At 59.1% G+C, this 17,511-nt stretch carries 17 protein-coding genes; 3 read left to right on the top strand and 14 right to left on the bottom strand.

The window, feature by feature from the left end; translation table 11 throughout:
• Positions 1 to 75 precede the first annotated feature (75 nt).
• Positions 76 to 990: a hydrogen peroxide-inducible genes activator gene (locus ACM5SV_RS24885; protein WP_003562320.1), complete on the top strand. Its 915-nt coding sequence runs from the start codon at positions 76 to 78 to the stop codon at positions 988 to 990.
• Positions 991 to 1,011: 21 nt separating this feature from the next.
• Here the strand turns inward: ACM5SV_RS24885 and panB are convergent, their stop codons facing one another.
• Together panB and panC are read right to left on the bottom strand one after the other, a co-directional pair.
• Positions 1,012 to 1,833: a 3-methyl-2-oxobutanoate hydroxymethyltransferase gene (gene panB, locus ACM5SV_RS24880; RefSeq protein WP_003562321.1), complete on the bottom strand. Its 822-nt coding sequence runs from the start codon at positions 1,831 to 1,833 to the stop codon at positions 1,012 to 1,014.
• Positions 1,830 to 2,759 (bottom strand): pantoate--beta-alanine ligase, encoded by a 930-nt coding sequence (gene panC, locus ACM5SV_RS24875; RefSeq protein WP_003562322.1) that lies wholly within the window; start codon positions 2,757 to 2,759, stop codon positions 1,830 to 1,832. The genes panB and panC overlap by 4 nt, the downstream gene beginning before the upstream one ends.
• A 278-nt stretch (positions 2,760 to 3,037) precedes the next feature.
• Here panC and ACM5SV_RS24870 point away from each other — a divergent pair, with 278 nt between their 5' ends.
• Positions 3,038 to 3,511: a ProQ/FINO family protein gene (locus tag ACM5SV_RS24870; protein WP_419425437.1), complete on the top strand. Its 474-nt coding sequence runs from the start codon at positions 3,038 to 3,040 to the stop codon at positions 3,509 to 3,511.
• Between the two features lie 115 nt (positions 3,512 to 3,626).
• On the opposite strand, the gene ACM5SV_RS24865 is transcribed toward ACM5SV_RS24870, so the two are convergent.
• The 6 genes from ACM5SV_RS24865 to ACM5SV_RS24840 form a co-directional block, all read right to left on the bottom strand.
• On the bottom strand, positions 3,627 to 4,688 hold the full coding sequence (locus ACM5SV_RS24865) for an ABC transporter ATP-binding protein (protein ID WP_012755201.1): 1,062 nt from the start codon (positions 4,686 to 4,688) through the stop codon (positions 3,627 to 3,629).
• A 22-nt stretch (positions 4,689 to 4,710) separates the two neighbouring features.
• Positions 4,711 to 5,565 carry a sugar phosphate isomerase/epimerase family protein gene (locus ACM5SV_RS24860; RefSeq protein ID WP_419425436.1) on the bottom strand — a complete coding sequence of 285 codons (855 nt, stop codon included), beginning with the start codon at positions 5,563 to 5,565 and terminating at the stop codon, positions 4,711 to 4,713.
• Between the two features lie 59 nt (positions 5,566 to 5,624).
• On the bottom strand, positions 5,625 to 6,863 hold the full coding sequence (locus ACM5SV_RS24855) for an ROK family transcriptional regulator (RefSeq protein ID WP_003562326.1): 1,239 nt from the start codon (positions 6,861 to 6,863) through the stop codon (positions 5,625 to 5,627).
• A 38-nt stretch (positions 6,864 to 6,901) separates the two neighbouring features.
• Complete coding sequence (locus tag ACM5SV_RS24850) at positions 6,902 to 7,744, bottom strand: carbohydrate ABC transporter permease (RefSeq protein WP_012755199.1); 843 nt, start codon at positions 7,742 to 7,744, stop codon at positions 6,902 to 6,904.
• Entirely contained in the window at positions 7,741 to 8,670 is a 930-nt protein-coding gene (locus ACM5SV_RS24845; RefSeq protein ID WP_017996078.1) for a carbohydrate ABC transporter permease, read from the bottom strand. Before ACM5SV_RS24845 ends, ACM5SV_RS24850 begins: the two co-directional genes overlap by 4 nt.
• Before the next feature lie 69 nt (positions 8,671 to 8,739).
• Positions 8,740 to 10,038, bottom strand: a complete 1,299-nt coding sequence (locus tag ACM5SV_RS24840) for an ABC transporter substrate-binding protein (protein ID WP_003562329.1) — start codon at positions 10,036 to 10,038, stop codon at positions 8,740 to 8,742.
• Between the two features lie 369 nt (positions 10,039 to 10,407).
• On the opposite strand from ACM5SV_RS24840, the gene ACM5SV_RS24835 reads away from it, so the two are divergent.
• Positions 10,408 to 11,454, top strand: coding sequence for a Gfo/Idh/MocA family protein (locus tag ACM5SV_RS24835; RefSeq protein WP_026157573.1), 1,047 nt, complete (start codon positions 10,408 to 10,410; stop codon positions 11,452 to 11,454).
• 11 nt (positions 11,455 to 11,465) lie between these two features.
• Here ACM5SV_RS24835 and ACM5SV_RS24830 read toward each other — a convergent pair whose 3' ends face one another.
• The 6 genes from ACM5SV_RS24830 to ACM5SV_RS24805 all read right to left on the bottom strand — a co-directional run bounded on the left by ACM5SV_RS24830 (position 11,466) and on the right by ACM5SV_RS24805 (position 17,509).
• The gene (locus ACM5SV_RS24830; RefSeq protein ID WP_017996081.1) at positions 11,466 to 12,605 is read right to left on the bottom strand and encodes an ROK family transcriptional regulator; all 1,140 of its coding nucleotides are present in this window, start codon (positions 12,603 to 12,605) and stop codon (positions 11,466 to 11,468) included.
• A 133-nt stretch (positions 12,606 to 12,738) separates the two neighbouring features.
• Entirely contained in the window at positions 12,739 to 12,930 is a 192-nt protein-coding gene (locus ACM5SV_RS24825) for a hypothetical protein (RefSeq protein ID WP_012755195.1), read from the bottom strand.
• Positions 12,839 to 13,027 (bottom strand): hypothetical protein, encoded by a 189-nt coding sequence (locus ACM5SV_RS24820; protein ID WP_164902314.1) that lies wholly within the window; start codon positions 13,025 to 13,027, stop codon positions 12,839 to 12,841. The genes ACM5SV_RS24825 and ACM5SV_RS24820 overlap by 92 nt, the downstream gene beginning before the upstream one ends.
• A gap of 43 nt (positions 13,028 to 13,070) precedes the next feature.
• Positions 13,071 to 14,759, bottom strand: a complete 1,689-nt coding sequence (locus ACM5SV_RS24815; protein ID WP_128449380.1) for a glycoside hydrolase family 32 protein — start codon at positions 14,757 to 14,759, stop codon at positions 13,071 to 13,073.
• 92 nt (positions 14,760 to 14,851) lie between these two features.
• Positions 14,852 to 16,225 carry a NosD domain-containing protein gene (locus tag ACM5SV_RS24810; RefSeq protein ID WP_419425435.1) on the bottom strand — a complete coding sequence of 458 codons (1,374 nt, stop codon included), beginning with the start codon at positions 16,223 to 16,225 and terminating at the stop codon, positions 14,852 to 14,854.
• A 141-nt stretch (positions 16,226 to 16,366) separates the two neighbouring features.
• A complete protein-coding gene (locus tag ACM5SV_RS24805; protein WP_419425434.1) occupies positions 16,367 to 17,509 on the bottom strand; it encodes an ABC transporter ATP-binding protein in 1,143 nt (380 codons plus the stop codon).
• Positions 17,510 to 17,511: the final 2 nt, after the last annotated feature.

Below are 17,511 nucleotides of genomic sequence, written 5' to 3'. Positions count from 1 at the left end.
CCCTTGCAGTCTTCATATCGGAAGCATGTAATAAATTTAAGTTGGATTTACTGATCGTTGCGATAAGTTGAACTTATGAAGAACCTTACCCTGAAACAGCTACGTTATTTTGAAGCACTGGCTAGAGATGGCCGCTTCCGACGTGCCGCCGACGCCTGTGCGATCTCCCAGCCGGCATTGTCAATGCAGATCAAAGAACTTGAGCAAGAGTTGGGCGGTGAGCTTTTTGAGCGCAACGCGCGTGAGGTGAAGCTGACCGCCTTCGGCCAAAGCGTCGCACTCAGGATCCGCGATATCCTGCGTGGCGTCGACGAACTGGCGGATCTGGCGCGTGCCGCGCGCGATCCTTTCCTGACGCGGCTGCGCATCGGCATCATCCCGACGATTGCGCCCTATCTGCTGCCAGCGATCATCAACGATCTGAACAGGAGCTTTGCCGGCATCCAGATCGAGGTGCGCGAGACGCAGACGTCGAAGCTGGTTCACGAGCTGGCGCAAGGCCAGCTGGACACGGCAATCGTTGCCTTGCCGGTATCCGAGCCCTCGCTGACCGAGCTCGAGCTCTTCCAGGAAGAATTCGTGCTGGTCCGGCGGCCCGAAGACGAGGGCAAGCCGGTGCCCGAACGCGAGGCGCTGCGCGAAATGCGGTTGCTGCTGCTTGAGGAAGGCCATTGCTTTCGCGATCAGGCCTTGTCGTTCTGCAAGATAGGGCCGGCCCGCCCCCGGGAGGTCATGGAAGGCAGCTCTTTATCCACCCTGGTTCAGATGGTCAGCGCCGGTATCGGCATCACCTTGATCCCGGAGATGGCCGTTCCCCTCGAAACGCGCTCGGCGCATGTTTCGATTTCGCGCTTCCAATCTCCGCAGCCGTCGCGAACGATCGGGATGATCTGGCGCCATTCGACGCCTATGGCCAAGCAGCTCGTGCAGGTTTCCGAGGCGGTTCGCCGGTCAGCCGACAGCATGCGCGAACAGTATATCGCGCGGTGATGGAGCTCACATCGCCTCGTCTCAGGATCGCCGTTTGAACGTATGCTCCGCTGCCGGAAACTGTCGCGACCGGACCTCTTCGGCATAAGCGGCGGCGGCGGCCGAAATCCTCTTGCCGAGTTCGTCGTAGCGCTTGACGAAACGCGGGGTGAAATCGCTGAAGAGCCCCAGAATGTCGTCGGAGACGAGAACCTGGCCGTCGCAGGCGGAAGAGGCGCCGATACCGATGGTCGGGATGTGCATGGCGGTTGTCACCTCGCGGGCGAGCGGTTCCACCGTGCCCTCGATGACAGCGGCAAAGGCACCCGAGCCGCCGATGGCGTGGGCGTCACGGCGGATCTTCGACGTCTCGTGTTCGGAATGGCCGACGGACCGATAACCGCCTGCAGTCTGAACCTGCTGCGGCATCAGGCCTATATGGCCCATGACCGGGATCCCCCGCTTGGTCAGAAAGGCGATGGTCTCGGCCATCTCCTCGCCCCCTTCCAGCTTGACCGCATCGCAGCCGGTTTCCTGCAGGATGCGCACTGCGTTGCGGAAGGCGATCTCCTTCGATTCCTGATAGCTGCCGAACGGCATGTCGACGACGACGCAGGCCCTGCCGACGCCGCGCATCACCGCCTTGCCGTGCGCGATCATCATGTCGAGCGTCACGCCGATGGTGCTTTCCATGCCGTAGAGCACCATGCCGAGCGAATCCCCGACCAGCAGGAGGTCGCAATGCTCATCGAGAAGCCGCGCCATGGGCGTCGTATAGGCGGTCAGGCAGACGATCGGCTTGCCGCCTTTCATTGCTGAGATGCGCACTGGTGTAAGGCGCTTCTGAATTCCGGCCGCGCTCATCGGGTCACTCCCTTTCCCGGCAATCTCCGCCCGCCGACAACCCTGTTGTTCCCGATCACTCGGTTGTCACCAACAATTCGGTTGTCACTGACGACCCTGTTGTCGAGAAGCCGTGTCGAGCCGAGCCGAACGAAGAGCGCCACGACGACAGGCTCCGCGATCGACGTGACCGGCTGCAGCGTCGAGGCATCCCTGACGGCGACGACCTCGGGCCTTGCCAGAGGCTCGCGGCTAAGAAACGCCGTGAGCTTTGCCTCGAGTTCCACCGGATCGGTCAAGCCGTCGGCGACCAGGCGCTCGGCCTCGTCAAGGGTCTGAGGGACGATCACCGCGGCACGCCGCTCCGCCTCGCTGAGATAGACGTTGCGCGACGACCATGCGAGGCCGTCGCTATCCCTGACCGTCGGCACCGATATCACGCGCACCGGCAAGGCCAGATCGTCCACCATGCGCTTGATGATGACGACCTGCTGGTAATCCTTCTCTCCGAAATAGGCGGTCTGCGGCTGCACAATGTTGAAAAGCTTGCAGACGACTGTGGCGACGCCGGCAAAATGCCCCGGCCGCAGCGCTCCTTCGAGTTCGCGCCCGAGATCGGGAACGTCGACGACAGCAAGCATCGGGCGGGGATACATGTCCTCGACGCCAGGTGAAAAAAGGAAATTGACGCCGGCTTGCCTCAGCATGGCGGCGTCGCGTTCCAGATCGCGTGGATATCTGCTGAGATCTTCCGCCGGGCCGAACTGCAGCGGATTGACGAAAATCGAGACGACGACGATGTCGTTCTCGGCGCGAGCCCGCGAGACCAGCTCCATATGACCGGCATGGAGATAGCCCATCGTCGGAACAAGGCCGACGGTCCGCCCCTGCCGCTTCAGCGCATCGAGCGTGTGGCGCAGCTCGTCAATGCTCGAGAAAACCCGCATATATCCTCCCTGGGCCGGTCACTCCATCTTGGGCGCGGATAAGAAGTGTAATCGATGCGGCAGGTCAATGCATATTCCGTGATAAAAACGATTAGATGAAACGCCAACCGATTACACCGGACCATATCGGCCCCGGGGGAGCGGCTTTTTGCCACCAGGCTCCTGTTCCGCGTCTCACCTGCTTGCAGTGGAACCGACGATGTGCGACTTCCGTTGCTCGCCCCTGTCCGTCAAGATACCATCACAGTCGGTCGCTATGGACGTAACATGGAGGACGCATGGACAAGCCCTGGAAGATCAGCCGCGGACCGATTGCGGCAACCGAGCTCGACGTGGAGAAGGCAAACGCGATCAACACGCTGTTGATCCGGCCGGTTGGCGTCCTTCCTGCCAAGGCGGGAGATCCGGTCCTGCCTTTTGCCGTCGGCCTTTTCAACGAACTCCGCCCGCTCCTGAAGCCCGCTGCCGGCGTCACGACGCTCAGGCGGGCGACCGCGGCCTACGTCCACGGCCGGCGCTACTATTTCGCCAGCGCCCAGCCGGATTCCATGCGCCATGACCTTGACGGTGAACCCGTCGAACCACTGTCGCCCGAAGACCGGCTGGTCGCGCAAAACCGCTTCCTGAGCCTCAAGCAGGCTACCGGCAAAGCCGACGCGCCCGAGCAGACAGCACCGGTTCCCGCTCCGCTGTTGAGCAAAAGCGAACAGATCCGCGCAGCCCTCCTCGGCAAAAGGAACGCCGTCAGCTAGAGCCGGCTGACGGCTTTCTCATAGCAGTGTTCTATAGCGTTTCCATTTGGGGTCGGGGGCGCGGAAAACGCGCCCCCGGCTGGCGCCGGCCGAAGGGGAGGGGCAATCGGCCGGGTCAGTTCAACGGGGCTTCGCCTGATGTGATCCGCTGCTCGTTTCCGGCAAACAGGTGAACCGCATCATGGATTGGTGCAATCCTCAGCACCTCGCCGGGGGCGGCCCTGATCCGTTCCCTGAAGACACAGGTCAGCGTCTGCGTCCCCAGCCGGACGATGACGAGCGTTTCCGAACCCGTGGGCTCGACGACCACCGTCGTTACCTCGATGCCGCCTGGGTCCAACCGGATATGTTCGGGGCGAATGCCGTAGATCGCGGCATCTGCCGGACGGCGCTCACTCGGCAGGAGTAGGCCGTCGGCGGTTCGAAACCCATCTTCCGTCATGTTGCCGCTGATGAAATTCATCGCCGGGGAGCCGATGAAGCCGGCGACGAAAAGGTTGTTCGGACGATCGTACAATTCCAACGGAGAACCCGACTGCTCGATCAGCCCGTCCTTCATGACGACGATCTTGTCGGCCATGGTCATGGCTTCGATCTGGTCGTGGGTGACATAGATGGTGGTCGTCTGCAGCCGTTGATGCAATTCCTTGATCTCCGAGCGCATCTGCACCCTGAGCTTGGCGTCGAGGTTCGACAGGGGTTCATCGAAGAGGAAGACGGCCGGGTCGCGCACGATTGCCCGCCCCATCGCCACACGCTGTCTCTGGCCGCCCGACAGTTGCTTGGGGTATCTCTCCAATAGACTTTCGAGACCGAGGATCTTCGCGGCGTTGCCGACCCGCTGATCGATCTCCGTGCGCGGCATTCGTTTCAGCCGCAACGAAAACCCCATGTTCTTGGCAACGGTCATGTGCGGATAGAGCGCATAATTCTGGAACACCATCGCGATGTCCCGATCCTTGGGGGCAAGCTCGTTGACGATATGCTTGCCGATCTGGATCTGCCCCGAGGTGATACCCTCGAGGCCCGCGATCATTCTCAGAAGCGTGGATTTGCCACAGCCGGAGGGACCGACCAGAACGACGAACTCGCCGTCGCCGATATCGACCGAGACGCCTTTTATGGCTTTGAACGCGCCGTAATCCTTGCGCGCATTGTTGACCGAAACATGGGCCATTGCCGTCCTCCCGAAATCGCTGTCAAAGTCCGCTCAGGACATTTCTCAAATAATCAAGACCGAGGCGCTCGCCGTCTTTGCGGGCGGCTAAGTCCCTGCCCGGCCAGCCATAGGCGGCATCCTCGTGTTCGATCGACAACGTGCCGTCGAAACCACCCCCGCGGGCCTGGCGCAGGAACCTCGGCCAATCGATGAGGCCGAGCCCTGGCAGCTTGTATTGCCACCAGCCCTTGCCGTGATAGCCGACAGCCTGCAGGCTCTCCTTATCGATTGCCGTGTCCTTGGCATGAAGAATGGCGATGCGATCTTTCACGGCCTCCATCGCCTGATAGGGATCGACGCCAATGCGAATGAGGTGCGAGGGATCGAATTCCAGGCCGAAGCGCGGGTCCCTGATCCGCTGAAAAAGCTCCTGCCATCCTTTGGGTGTCGTTCCGATGAAATTATCCTTCGGACCCGGCCAGTTCTCGATTGCGAAGGTGAGGCCATAGGACTGTGTCTTGGCGATCAGCCCGTTGGCGAAATCGGCGAAGTCATCATAACTGGCTTCGTCGCTTGCCGTGTCGTCCCGGCCCGGGAAGATCACGAAGATCGGGACGCCCGCTTCACCGATCGCGCCGGCAAATTCGGCAGTCCTTTCGCGAAGTGCCTCGCGTTTTACGCGGTCAGCATCGAGCTGATTGCCGAAATAGGTGATCGACGACACGAAGAGGTTGCGGCTGCGTGCGAGCGCGACGGCGGCCTCCACGCGATCCGGCGTCTTGATATGGCCGCCGACATCGATTTCGATGGCGTCGAAACCGGCCGATGCGGCGAAATCCACCACTTCCTCGAAGGGGCGATCGTTGAATGTCGAAGTGTAAAAGCCGATCTTCACCAAAATCCTCCCATCTTCACCAAAATCTTCACTATAATCCGTAGGCCTTGCCGGCCGTTTCAACTGTTCAGGCGATCCATGTTCTTGAGTGGCGAACGTGTGCGTTGCGCAGCGTCCGCCGATGCGAGCATGAGGGCTGCTGCCATCGGCATGACCGCCGCCCCCATGGCCGAGGCATCCTCTCCGAGCGAGGCGCGATGAAGCGAGGGCAGGTTGGTGTCCTCGGCATCGAGATGCTCGTGCACATAGCGCAGCAATTCGTCGACGATGCGGATCGGCAATCGGCCGCCGACCAGGACGGCGTCGGGGTCGACGACCATGCCGATATGCTTGACGGCGACAGCCAGATGCGCGCTCATTTCCTTCAGCCACTGCGACACGAGGCGCTTGCCGTGCGCATCCAGCGTCAGGAGATCGTGGGGAACACTCACCTCGACGCCGTGTTTCGCAAGGAAATCATAGAGGAAGAACAGCGAGAATATCTCGCCGAGAAGCTGGACCTTATGGGCCTTCCCGTCCCCGCCATCGGCAATCGGCAGCCAGCCAATTTCGCCGCTGAGGCCCATGGCGCCACGATGACCGTTGCCGTCGAGCACGAGGCCGCCACCCGGGCATGGATTGATGGCGATGTAGAAGAAGCTGCTGCTTTCAGCACCCAGTCCATAATCGAGTTCGGCAAGGGCTGCGGCATTCGCTTCGTTTTCGATGAAGACGGGATGCTGCGTCAGGTTCTCAAGTGCGGCGCGCACGTCGAATGCTGTCCATTCCTGATAGGCCTTGGGCTTGCCGAGAAGCGAAATCTCGCCAAGCCAATCCGGCATCGCCAGACCGATGCCGGCGAGGCGCGCGTCGTCGATGAGCCGGCTGCGCTGGAAATGCGAAATCGCATCGGCCGTGAGCTGCAGGAATTCCGCCGGCAGAATGAAGCGTTTCTCGTGATGCACGCGGGCGCGGACGTTGCCGACGGCATCGACGGCCAGGATCGTCAGATGGTCGCGATCGATGTTGATGCCGATGGCAAAGCAGGCATCCGGATTGATTTCGAGTTCAATCGCCGGCTGACCTCTCAGCCCATGCCGCCGGCGGGCCTCCATGATCAGGCCCTCATCGAGGAGACGATCGACGATCCGGGCGATCGCCGGTTTGGTAAAACCCGTCCGCCTGGCGATTTCGGCGCGCGAAATCGGCGCCTGGCGATGAATACAGCGCAGAACGATAGCCCTGTTGTGCTCACCTGCATCTTCGACATTGGCGCCGGTCAGATCCGGGGACAGCCTGGCGCCGAGTGTCTGGTTCATGCCCGAAATCCTTCCTTGCGCATAGCCTGAACCGCTCGTCATCCCTTGACCGCGCCGCTGGTCATCGCACCGAGGATCAGCCGCTGGAGCGACAGGAAGGCGACGATCGCCGGAACGACCGCAATCAGGCAGGCGGCGGCAAGCAGTTGGATGGACGAGTCGGTTTGCATGCCGCGGAAGTTAAAGATCCCGACGCCGATCGGCATCAGATCATTTTTCGTGAGCAACAGAAAAGGCACCAGAAATTGCGACCAACCGGCAATCACCGTGATGATGAAGACGGAGGCGATGCCCGGCGCCGACAGTGGCAGAATGATGCGCCAGAAGACCGAAAATCGATTGCAGCCATCGATCATCGCCGCTTCGTCGAGGCTGCGCGGGATGCCGTCGACCGAACTCTTCAGAAGCCAGGTCGCCAGCGGAACGCCAAGCGCGATATAGACCATGACGACGGCAAAATGCGTATCCAGCAGGCCGAGGCGGTTCATGTAGCGGTAGAGCGGCACCATGATGACAAGCGGCGAGATCATCTGGAAAAGCAGCAGCCCCATCATCGACAGGCCCTTGCCCCGGAACTGAAAGCGGGAAAAAGCGTAAGCCGCGGGCAGTGCGACGATCAGGACGCCCAGTCCGCTAAGGGCGGCAAGCTTGAGGCCGTTCCAGAGATAGATCGGAAAGTAGCTGTTGTTCAAAACGGTGATGAAATTGTCGATGGTGGGATTGTTTGGAATATATCGCGCCGCGCCGCGATAGATCTCGCGCTTGTCACGCATCGCCATCGACAGGAGATAGGTGAGGGGGCCAGCGAAGAACACGAACATTACCAGCATGAACAGATAACTCATGGCATCGCCGAGCCGCGTTCCGGTCCGTCCGTTCATTGCTCTTCCTCCTTCGGCAGGAACGACGCATAGATAAAGGCGAGCCCGAGGCTGATGATCAGCATGAGCACGGAGAGCACGCTGCCGCCGGACAGGTCGTAGTTTCTAAAGACGATATTGAAGACGTAGAGTGAGATGACCTCGGTCGCGCGCCCCGGACCGCCGCCTGTCAGCGTGATGATCGCATCGAAGGTATTCACCGTCTGGATCGTAATGAGGATCATGTTGACGAGGATTGCCGCGCGCAGTTGCGGAAGCGTGACGAAGAAAAACTGCTGCGATGCCGTTGCGCCGTCGACCTCCGCCGCTTCATAGAGCGAGGGATCGATCGACTTCAGCGCCGCATACATGACGACCATCGAAAATGCTGTGCCGCGCCATATGTTGGAGATGAGGGTGGACCACGGTGCGATTGCGGGGTCCGAGAGCCAGGCGACAACAGGCATGTGCATCAACCTGAGAATGCTGTTCAGCGCGCCATAAGGCGCTTCGGAAAAGAGCATCTGCCAGATGATGCCGCCGGCAATTCCGGGAACAACCCAGGCAACAAGCGCCGTCGTCCTCAAAATGGTGGTGCCGAACAGGCCGCGTTTTTCACCGCGGATGACCACGACGGCGACCGCAAGACCTAAAATCTGCTGGCCGATGACGCTGCCGCCGACGAAGATCAGGGTCGCCCATAAAATGTCGGGCAGCTGCGGCGAGCTCAACGCATTGGTGATCGACCCCAGCGTATAATCCTGATTGTCGCCGATCAGCGTCGCATTGGTGAATGAAAGCCTGAATACATCGATGACGGGATAAAGATAGAAGATGCCGATGACGATGATCACGGGCATGATCCAGGGCAGGGGCGCACCGGCGAAACGGCGCATGAACGATCTGCTTTGAGGCGGGCTGTCAACCTCGATGGCGATGGGGCTCATTGGGCCTCTCTGTCCGGGGTTTCGCAATGTGACGGCGCCCGGGGGCAGGCGCCGTCACGCTCAGAAGCACTAGAGTCGCTTGTAAGCCTCCAGCGCCGCGTTGTAGGCGGCATTCAACGCGTCTTCCGGCTTTTTGGTCCCCGAGAGCACGTCGCCCATCATGATCTGGATCTGGTTGGAGATTTCGGGATAGATCGGCACACCCGGGCGTGCCTGTCCGTCGACCAGAGCCTTGGCGAAGGTCTTGTTGGCTTCGGTAGAGAAGACCTCATATTTGTCGAACAGCGACTTCCTGGTCGGCAACTGCTGCTGCAGCGCGTTTGCCGGCCCCATATAAACCTCGCGGGCGAGGTTGGCGCACATCTCGACCTTATCCTTGTCCTTACTGAAGGAGGCGATCGTCCAACCGCCGGTGCCGGTCGAACGCTGATCGGCGCTGGGCCCGGGGATCGGCGAGAAGGTCCAGTTGTTGAACTCGTCCTCGTCGAGCGTGGCCTTCAACTGCGCATATTGCCAGTTGCCGCCGATGAAGAGAGCCGTCGTCGCCGCGGCGGCCGCAGCATTCAAATCGTCATAATTCGCGATCGTGCTGACGCGCTTGGGCGCGGCACCCGAATCGACGAGATCCTTGAAATAATTCAGGGCCTTCAGGAATTTCTCCTTGTTCTCGCCTTCGCCGAATACCGGCTTGCCTGAATCGTCGACAAGCTTGCCGCCCAGCGCCCAATAATTCGCGAGCCAGTCGAACGTCGTGCCTTCCCAGCGCCCGCCATTGAAGAGGACACCTTCCATGCCTTCCTTGGTGGAGGCGAGCGCGGCCTTTTTCAGGTCGTCCCATGTCTGCGGCGCGTCCGCAACGATCGACTTGTTGCGGTAGAGCACACGAAGATCGGTATCCCACCACCAAGCGCGGACCGTCTGGTCCTTATCGGTGATGCCGCTGCGGATGAAGGGGAACAGGTCATCCACTTCCTCCTTCGAAAAATACGGCGTGAAGTCCGCAAGAACTTTATTGACCATGAACTGCGAGAGGACGAAGGAGTCGACAGCGGCGCAGTCAGGCGCGTTGCCGGCCTTGGCCTGCTCCAGCATCTTGGCCTGTTCGGTGCCGATGTCCGAGGACATGAATTGCATCTGCAATTTCCAGTCCGGATGCTTCTTGATGAAATCGACGAAGAGCTTCTGATAGCCCTCGGCGATCGCCGGATCCGAATTGTTGGGGCTGTCGTTCGTCAAACGGACGACGAGGGATTTGGGCGCATCGGCAAGGCCGATCCTGTCCTTCGTGGCAAGTTCCTGGGCAAATGACGTAGATGCTGAAAATAACATGGTGCTCAGCGCAAATGCGCTGACGGTGGCGCTCTTCATGATGGGTCTCCTCCCCATTTTGAACGGATACAGCCTGGCGGTCAGTTGACCTCTCCTCATTTCCGTGCTGCATTAATTAGATTAAGTTACTTTGATTTGATGTCAAGCCACAGCTTGTAAGGCCAGACCTGGGAGGTTGAGATGCTGGCGACAATCAACAGCAGCTAGCGCACCGTTCCGGAAAATCGAGATCGATTTCCGGAAAAGGATATGCGCCGTGAAAGTGATGGAGCGTCCCGCCGCACGCGCGGCGCATCCACCGCAATTTTCCTGAAGAAGAGCACGAGGCAATCACGGATTGCTGCGATGGCGTGAGTGCGGTTTTGCCCGGCTGAACCGTCGCGGGAAGTTAATTCCATGGAGGATAAGATGCGTCTACTCATTCTCGGTACCGGCGGCATGGCCAACCAGCATGCCGCCAACTTCAAGGCGATTGAAGGTGTCAGCGTCGTGGGCGGCGTCGATGTCGTCCCGGAAAGGCTCGCGGCCTTTTGCACCGAACATGGCATCGCCAACCATTTCACGACCCTTGAGGAAGCTCTCGCCTGGGGCGAGTTCGACGCTGTCGCAAATGTCACGCCGGACCGCATTCACCACCCGACGACGCTACAGGCGATCGCAGCCGGCAAGCACGTCTTCTGTGAGAAACCGCTCGCCACCGATGCGATCAAGGCCATGGAGATGACCGAGGCCATCGAGCGATCGGGCAAGGTCGGCATGGTCAATTTCACCTATCGCAATTCGCCCGCCCTTCAGAAGGGCCGGCAGATGGTGCTCGCCGGCGAAATCGGGCAAGTGCGCCATGTCGAGGCGTCGCATCTGCAAAGCTGGCTGGTCGGTCGGCATTGGGGCGACTGGAAGAGCGAAAGCAAATGGCTGTGGCGGCTGAGCAAGAAGCATGGATCCAACGGCGCGCTCGGTGATATCGGAATTCACATCGTCGATTTCGCATCATACGGTTCAGGCCTTGACGTTGCTCATGTCTTCGCGCGGCTGAAGACCTTCGACAAGGCGCCAGGACACAAGATCGGCGAATATGATCTCGATGCGAATGACAGTTTTACGATGAATGTCGATTTCACTGGCGGGGCAATCGGCACGATCCAGGCGACGCGCACGGCGGCCGGACAGATGGATCAGTTGCGCCTCAGGGTCTATGGCGAAACCGGCTCGATCGAGATGATCTACGACACCGGAAAATCGACGCTTCGCGCCTGTCTTGGCGAGGACGTGCACACGGCGACCTGGCGTGACGTCCCCTTCGATCCGGTCGAGACGAACTACCAGCGTTTCGTCCAGGCAGTGCGGGCGGGCAGGACCCAGGAACCCTCGTTCCGGCGGGCGGCCAATATCCAGAAAGTCCTGGACAAAGCGCTGGCCTCCGATCTCAGCCACGCCGATGAAGCGCTCGCCTGAAGCAACATGCGTCAAGCCGAGGCAGGCGGCAGCAGCAAAGTGTTGAGGAAGGGGAGGAGAGCGGCACCGAGCGCAACGCCGCCGCCGCTGAAGCTCGCAGGTTTCATCGGAGAAATCCAGGGCGTCAGCAACGGTCTCGTCGAGGTGTCGCGCCGCTCGATGGAAAGCTGATGGATCAGCGCTTCGATCACGCCCTGCGGCAGATCGCTGCCGATCATGACGACGCTCGGGGCGAGGAAACCGGCCATGGCGATGATCGGGTCGAGCAGATGGCCAGCGGCTTCCCGTATCCATTGCGACAGTAGCGGCGAGGAGATTTCCTCGCCCTTCAGCAGGCTAGTGAACGCCTGGTCGCCGATCCGTGATCGCAGGGATTCGAAACCGACGACGGTATTGAGCTGGACATTGTCGGGACCGGTCAACATTTCGCCGATGCTGCCCGCCCGGCCATGCACGCCGGAATAGGGAATACCGCGAATGAGAAAGCCGGCCTGAACGTCGTCGTCGATGATGATCATCGCAAGTCCGCCTTCCCTGCCGGAGCTTCCGATCGTGCGCTCGGCGAGAAGGCTCGCCGTACACTCGTTCTCGACATAGGGACGCGCGATCGTCGACATCGCGGCGATCTGATCGCTTTGATCCTCCGTCCAGTCGTTGGCGGCGATGCCGAGCCCGATGATCGGCAACGCGGCGTGGCGATCGACCATATCCCTGACGGCCGCATGCACCAGACCGACTTTGTCAGCGGGGTCCAGCTCGATATAGACCCGGTCATGGAGCTGACCACTCAAATCGATGAGTACGGCCTCGCCACGCCTTTGGCGAAGCTTGACGCCGATCGAGAAAGCACCTTCCGGACGCAAGGCAAACTCGGTGGCGGTGGCCCCTCCGCCAAGGCCATTGCGACGGTTGGAGGTGATAAGCTTTTCCTCGGCCAATCGGCGGAGAATATTGGTAATGCCAGGGCCGGTCAGGCCGCTATGACGCCCAAGCTCCATCCGGGTCAGCGGGCCATGACGGCGGATCGCCTCCAGAATGACGCGAATATTCCGGTCGGCGATTTCACCAGACCGCAGACCGACCATTTTGGTGCGCGGGGCGCCCATGTCCGGGGTTTGAAGCCGACGCGGCCCTGACCGAAGATACCGCATGACTGTCTTTCCTAGAGCACCACCTCGGTTGTGTACTTCATCCGCGGGCTATGGGAAAGCCGGGCTTGGCAGCCGCCTTATGCAGCGTCAGACCGGAAACTACACGGCAATCGGAGCTTCACTCTATCGGTCGTTAATAGCTGCAAGGATGATCGTTGCCAAACCCATCGCGGCAGGCAGGTCTGAGCGAATAGTCGGCGCCGGTATATCCAACCGAGCCGGTCTGCATCGAGTCATTCGAGCTCGTCGTGCAGGATGACGACGATACCGCAACCACGATGACGGCTGTCGCGGTTATCAGCAATTTTTTGCGGACTTGAAGCATCCCACCCTCCCCAGCACTGCCTGAAATCTGCCATATCAGCGCAATACTCGGTCAAATAGGGCCGACCGGGGTTTCGATAACTGTTGTTGTCGATCAAGATCTCGTTATTCCGTGAAGGCCCAAGCGTTTCATTCAATAGCTCATCTTGCGCCAGCACAGCAGCGTTTCGCATCCCTTTCCAGCACCCGCGTTGAAGCGGACGATGAGATTTCCAGGTAATCGGGGTTGATATTCGCGTATCCGCGACGGGTTCCACAAACAGTTCCGCCATCGGCGAAAATCTCGACGATTCCGCAATCATGAAACAGACGAAGGTCCTTTCCGTCGGCAAGCTCCGCCACGTAATGGATCGAGCCGTCGTCCTGGGCGAGCCGGATCGAGAGAATACCTCCAGCGACGCAGACCTCGAAGGCAAGTTCGCCGCCCTGCGTTGCAACGACCTTGCTGCCTTCCAGGGCTCCGGAAAGGCGAATTTCAATGGGTGCCATTGGTAGCGAGAATTTGCCGCATTGTTTCTCGACGATAGGGTCAGCGGCAAAGTGATCGTCGACTTCGATCGTCGGCAGCATGCGCAGCCTCTTCCCGTCCTCACTCAAACTTAGAACACGTGGTAGGGACATCTCTCCGGAATAGGCTGAGCCCTCGGGCTTGCGATATTCCCAATTGAAAAGCCAGGCAAAGGCGATCTGGCGCCCTCCCGCTTCGAAACTCTGCATCGCATAATAATCGGTGCCGAAATCCAGCAATTGCATTTCCGGCATGTCGGCCACGAAGCAGTCGTCTATAAACTCGCCGATCAGGGCATAAAGGAGATTGTGGCGCCGTGTTCGTGGCTCGACATGGCCAACAAAACCCATCACCAGAACCCACTTTTCCTCCAGCCGAAAGAAATCCGGGCATTCAACCGCACGCGCGCCTTCCTGGCGGAAATTAGCCGGTGCACGGTAGAGCGGCCTGAGATATTGCCAATCGAGGCCATCGGCGGAGCCAAACAACAACACTGCGGGATCGCCTTCGATCGATGCGCCGAGTATCATGCGATAGGCGTTGGCTGCGTCATCCCACCAAACCTTTGGATCGCGGAAATCGTGCTCGACCCCATCGGGACGCTCTTCCAACACCGTCACAATGCCTTCTGCCTTGATCATCCTCCGATCCGGGCGCGCTATTTTCTGAATTTCCCGATAGCCCTCGAAAAGGTCATAGGCAGGCAGGCGCTCGGTGTAAAAGAACATCAAACTTCCATCTCGATCCCGAAAGGCGTTGCCGGAGAATGCGCCCCCTGTGGCGCCGAGACGCCACAGGTTCTGTTCTGGATGCAGAAATACCGGCATGTGAAGCCAATTGACCAGATCGCGGCTGGTCGCATGTCCCCAGTGCATCGGTCCCCAATCACTGCCGCTCGGATGGAATTGATAAAAAAGGTGCCATAGCTCGTCGATCTTGCAGAGACCTACGGGGTCGTTCATCCAATGCCGGATTGGCGAGAAATGAAGCGCAGGACGATCCGGATCGGACCGAAGCCAATTTTCAATTTCCGCGCCGGTGCGTTGAAGGATCCCTTTTTGCGAGAATTCAAACACTGTTATACCGGTCTCGTGCACGGTTTGAGGCTGATATCCATAGGCCCACAGAACAGCGTCCGGCGCATTGGTGACAATGGTGACCTCGCAAGCTTCCCTGTGGTGATATTTGAAAAACTCCGGATCGATGGCAAATGACCGAACCTGCCAAACCGTTTTCCCGTCAATGTCGATACGAAAAAAGCCGTCGCCCGCGGCCCAAAATTCCAAGTGGTATCCCGAGGGTAGGAACAGGTTTTGCTGCATCAACGGGCCATCTTGCCGGTCCATTTGGTTCGCCATGAACACAACTCCGAATAGTCACTGGATTTTCGACCGACGGCCTAACTATGTTCGGTCTAGTGAAACTCTGCCGACGATTGCCCGGGAACTGGAGTGCCCCTGAAAGCATTCACTGTTCTGTCCATCTCGACCTGTTCGACACGGCCTGAATCTAGAACTGTATTCCGCACCGAACCCCTTTGCACCCGTACTGCCGTTACCTCGAGCGCCTTCAAATTGTCCGTTGAAAGCAATGCGCCCACTTGCGTTGAAAAACACGCGCTGTTTGGTGCGTCGTTGATTTGCGACATTTCGGTTGTGGCCACGATGTGATTATTGGCGATGTAGTTCCCGCTGCCGGAAACGACATTGATGATCACAGGCTTTGCGGCGAGAGGCTTGATATATTGAGTATCGATCGTTTCTGAAATGTGGTTGGCGATGACCGAATTATTGCTGCCCTCAATGCGCAAAAGTCCGAACAGGTCATCCAGGCCGTTATCGTACTTCTGCATGGGCGCCCACGGCTCGCGATCCCGCAGGAAGTGATTTGAGGAAACCAGGTTTTCGCAGCAATTCGCAGCAAAAACCAGCATTCCGGGATAGAAGGAATGGAATCTGTTTCCTGTGATCGAGGAACGCACCACGCCGGAAAAATAGACGCTGCTGGCACCTCGGGGGAAGACGTTGTTTGAAGAGACCAGGATGCCGCCGTAATTTTCAGCGTAGACGGAGTGTCCCCTATATCCGGCTCCGACAAAATTATTCGCTATCCTCGAGGCCTGCCCCATACCTTTCAATTCGATACAGTTGCCGCACTCTGCAATGAAATTATTGTCTATTGCCAGCGCATCCGCGTCATGAACAGTCACGCCATGTTCCAGATAGATAAGGCCCATCCCCGTTATTCGGAATGAGTCATTGGCGCTGCCCACATAGATTCCCGTTTTGCCATTCCTGTAGGTATTTTCCGCATCATTCTGCCCCGAACCGTCGTCCATGAAGTGCAGGCCATCAATGCAAAAATCGGCAAACTCCACAGAGCTTATGCGAGGATTGCCGGTGCGCTTGACGTAGAACGCGGCTCCGGCGGCCTCGCTGTCGGCGGCGTCCGGAGACATGTCCACACATACGCGACTTCCGCCCGGCCACACTTCGCGCCACTGTGCCAGTTCGTCAGCAGGTGTGTTGAAACGGATGCTCGAAGACGTAAAGCCATGTCCCGAGCCGACAATCTTCAGATAACTCAGGTCTATCACGACCTGGGTGACAAGACGATAATCGCCTGGCGGTATATAGATCACTGCTCCAGGCTTTCCGCCGTCATTCTGGTCGGGAACCGCTTGCCTGCTTTTAATATCCGCAATGATGCTATTGATGACCGATCCAATGTCCTCATAGGGGTTGCCTGAGGGATATTGTGTTACGTCGTAAAAGTTTTCACTTACCATGGTTCATGTCTCCGCGGCCATTTCCTACGCTACAGCGAGAGTAGACCGGTGTTCTTGATTGGCTTGTCGTGCGCAAGCCGCCTGGGGTTATGCGTTCAATCGGCTCTCTTGTTCGAGTTTGGAGCAGGATCCTGCGCACCATCACCAGATGCTGGTGCGGCTGTCCGGTTCAAAGAAATGGAGTTCGTCGGCATCGACAGCGATGCGCGCGATGTCACCTGCGCGGACTGTGCTCTTCGGAGAAAAGCGGGCTACAGCAGCCTTTTCGTTGCCGATGTCGGCGACGGCGTCCGGGTCGCCGGCATCCACCCGGGTGGCGTCGATATTCAGATGCACCATGGATTCAGAACCTAGCGCCTCGACAAGAGTAACCGGGGCCGAGATCTCGGCCGAAGAGGGCCGGATTGCGGCGTCGTTCATATGCTCGGGCCGGATACCGACAATGACCTGACGGTTGGACGCACCTTTGAGCGAGGGGCGGCCTTCGAAAACCCGGTCGGGGATTTCTAGGCTGTTGCTGCCCAGGGTCAGCGTCCTCCCATTCATAACGGCCTCGTACAAATTCATCGAGGGCGATCCGATAAAGGCGGCGACAAAGACATTGTCAGGACGATTGTACAGGTTTTGCGGTGTGTCGACTTGCTGCAGCACACCGCCTTTCATGACAGCGACGCGGTCACCCATCGTCATCGCCTCGACCTGGTCGTGGGTCACGTAAATCGTCGTGACATTCAGTTTTCTCTGGAGACTGGCGATCTCGGCGCGCATCTGCACGCGCAGCTTGGCATCGAGGTTCGACAACGGTTCATCCATCAGGAAGGCCGCTGGTTTGCGGACGATCGCCCGTCCCATGGCGACACGCTGACGCTGGCCTCCTGAAAGGAGTGCCGGCCTGCGGTCGAGCAAAGTCGTCAGTTCGAGGATGCGGGCGGCTTCGTCTACGCGGCTGGCAATCTCGGTCTTCGGCAGGCCTGCCATCAGCAAGGGGAAGGCAATGTTCTCCCGCACTGTCTTGTGCGGGTAGAGCGCATAGGACTGAAAGACCATGGCGATGTCGCGATCCTTGGGATCGACATCGTTGACTAACCTGTCACCGATTTTGAGTTCACCGCTCGTAATGCTCTCCAGGCCAGCGATCATCCTGAGCGCCGTCGATTTCCCACATCCGGACGGGCCGACGAAAACCATGAACTCGCCATCCCTGATGTCGAAGCTCAGATCGTGCAGAGCGTGAAAGCTGTTTCCATAGACCTTGTTGATATTGCGCAGTTCTATGCCGGCCATGC

It is taken from the genome of Rhizobium sp. CRRU65, from assembly GCF_048551595.1.
GTDB lineage: Bacteria > Pseudomonadota > Alphaproteobacteria > Rhizobiales > Rhizobiaceae > Rhizobium > Rhizobium leguminosarum_J.
This window is presented reverse-complemented; position numbering and strand designations above follow the sequence as displayed.

Excerpts from the sequence above, each read along its gene's own strand:
- ACM5SV_RS24885 (WP_003562320.1), top strand. The coding sequence starts at position 76 with ATGAAGAACCTTACCCTGAAACAGCTACGTTATTTTGAAGCACTGGCT.
- panB (WP_003562321.1), bottom strand. The coding sequence starts at position 1,833 with ATGAGCGCGGCCGGAATTCAGAAGCGCCTTACACCAGTGCGCATCTCA.
- panC (WP_003562322.1), bottom strand. The coding sequence starts at position 2,759 with ATGCGGGTTTTCTCGAGCATTGACGAGCTGCGCCACACGCTCGATGCG.
- ACM5SV_RS24870 (WP_419425437.1), top strand. The coding sequence starts at position 3,038 with ATGGACAAGCCCTGGAAGATCAGCCGCGGACCGATTGCGGCAACCGAG.
- ACM5SV_RS24865 (WP_012755201.1), bottom strand. The coding sequence starts at position 4,688 with ATGGCCCATGTTTCGGTCAACAATGCGCGCAAGGATTACGGCGCGTTC.
- ACM5SV_RS24855 (WP_003562326.1), bottom strand. The coding sequence starts at position 6,863 with ATGAACCAGACACTCGGCGCCAGGCTGTCCCCGGATCTGACCGGCGCC.
- ACM5SV_RS24850 (WP_012755199.1), bottom strand. The coding sequence starts at position 7,744 with ATGAACGGACGGACCGGAACGCGGCTCGGCGATGCCATGAGTTATCTG.
- ACM5SV_RS24845 (WP_017996078.1), bottom strand. The coding sequence starts at position 8,670 with ATGAGCCCCATCGCCATCGAGGTTGACAGCCCGCCTCAAAGCAGATCG.
- ACM5SV_RS24840 (WP_003562329.1), bottom strand. The coding sequence starts at position 10,038 with ATGAAGAGCGCCACCGTCAGCGCATTTGCGCTGAGCACCATGTTATTT.
- ACM5SV_RS24835 (WP_026157573.1), top strand. The coding sequence starts at position 10,408 with ATGCGTCTACTCATTCTCGGTACCGGCGGCATGGCCAACCAGCATGCC.
- ACM5SV_RS24830 (WP_017996081.1), bottom strand. The coding sequence starts at position 12,605 with ATGCGGTATCTTCGGTCAGGGCCGCGTCGGCTTCAAACCCCGGACATG.
- ACM5SV_RS24825 (WP_012755195.1), bottom strand. The coding sequence starts at position 12,930 with ATGCTTCAAGTCCGCAAAAAATTGCTGATAACCGCGACAGCCGTCATC.
- ACM5SV_RS24815 (WP_128449380.1), bottom strand. The coding sequence starts at position 14,759 with ATGCAGCAAAACCTGTTCCTACCCTCGGGATACCACTTGGAATTTTGG.
- ACM5SV_RS24810 (WP_419425435.1), bottom strand. The coding sequence starts at position 16,225 with ATGGTAAGTGAAAACTTTTACGACGTAACACAATATCCCTCAGGCAAC.
- ACM5SV_RS24805 (WP_419425434.1), bottom strand. The coding sequence starts at position 17,509 with ATGGCCGGCATAGAACTGCGCAATATCAACAAGGTCTATGGAAACAGC.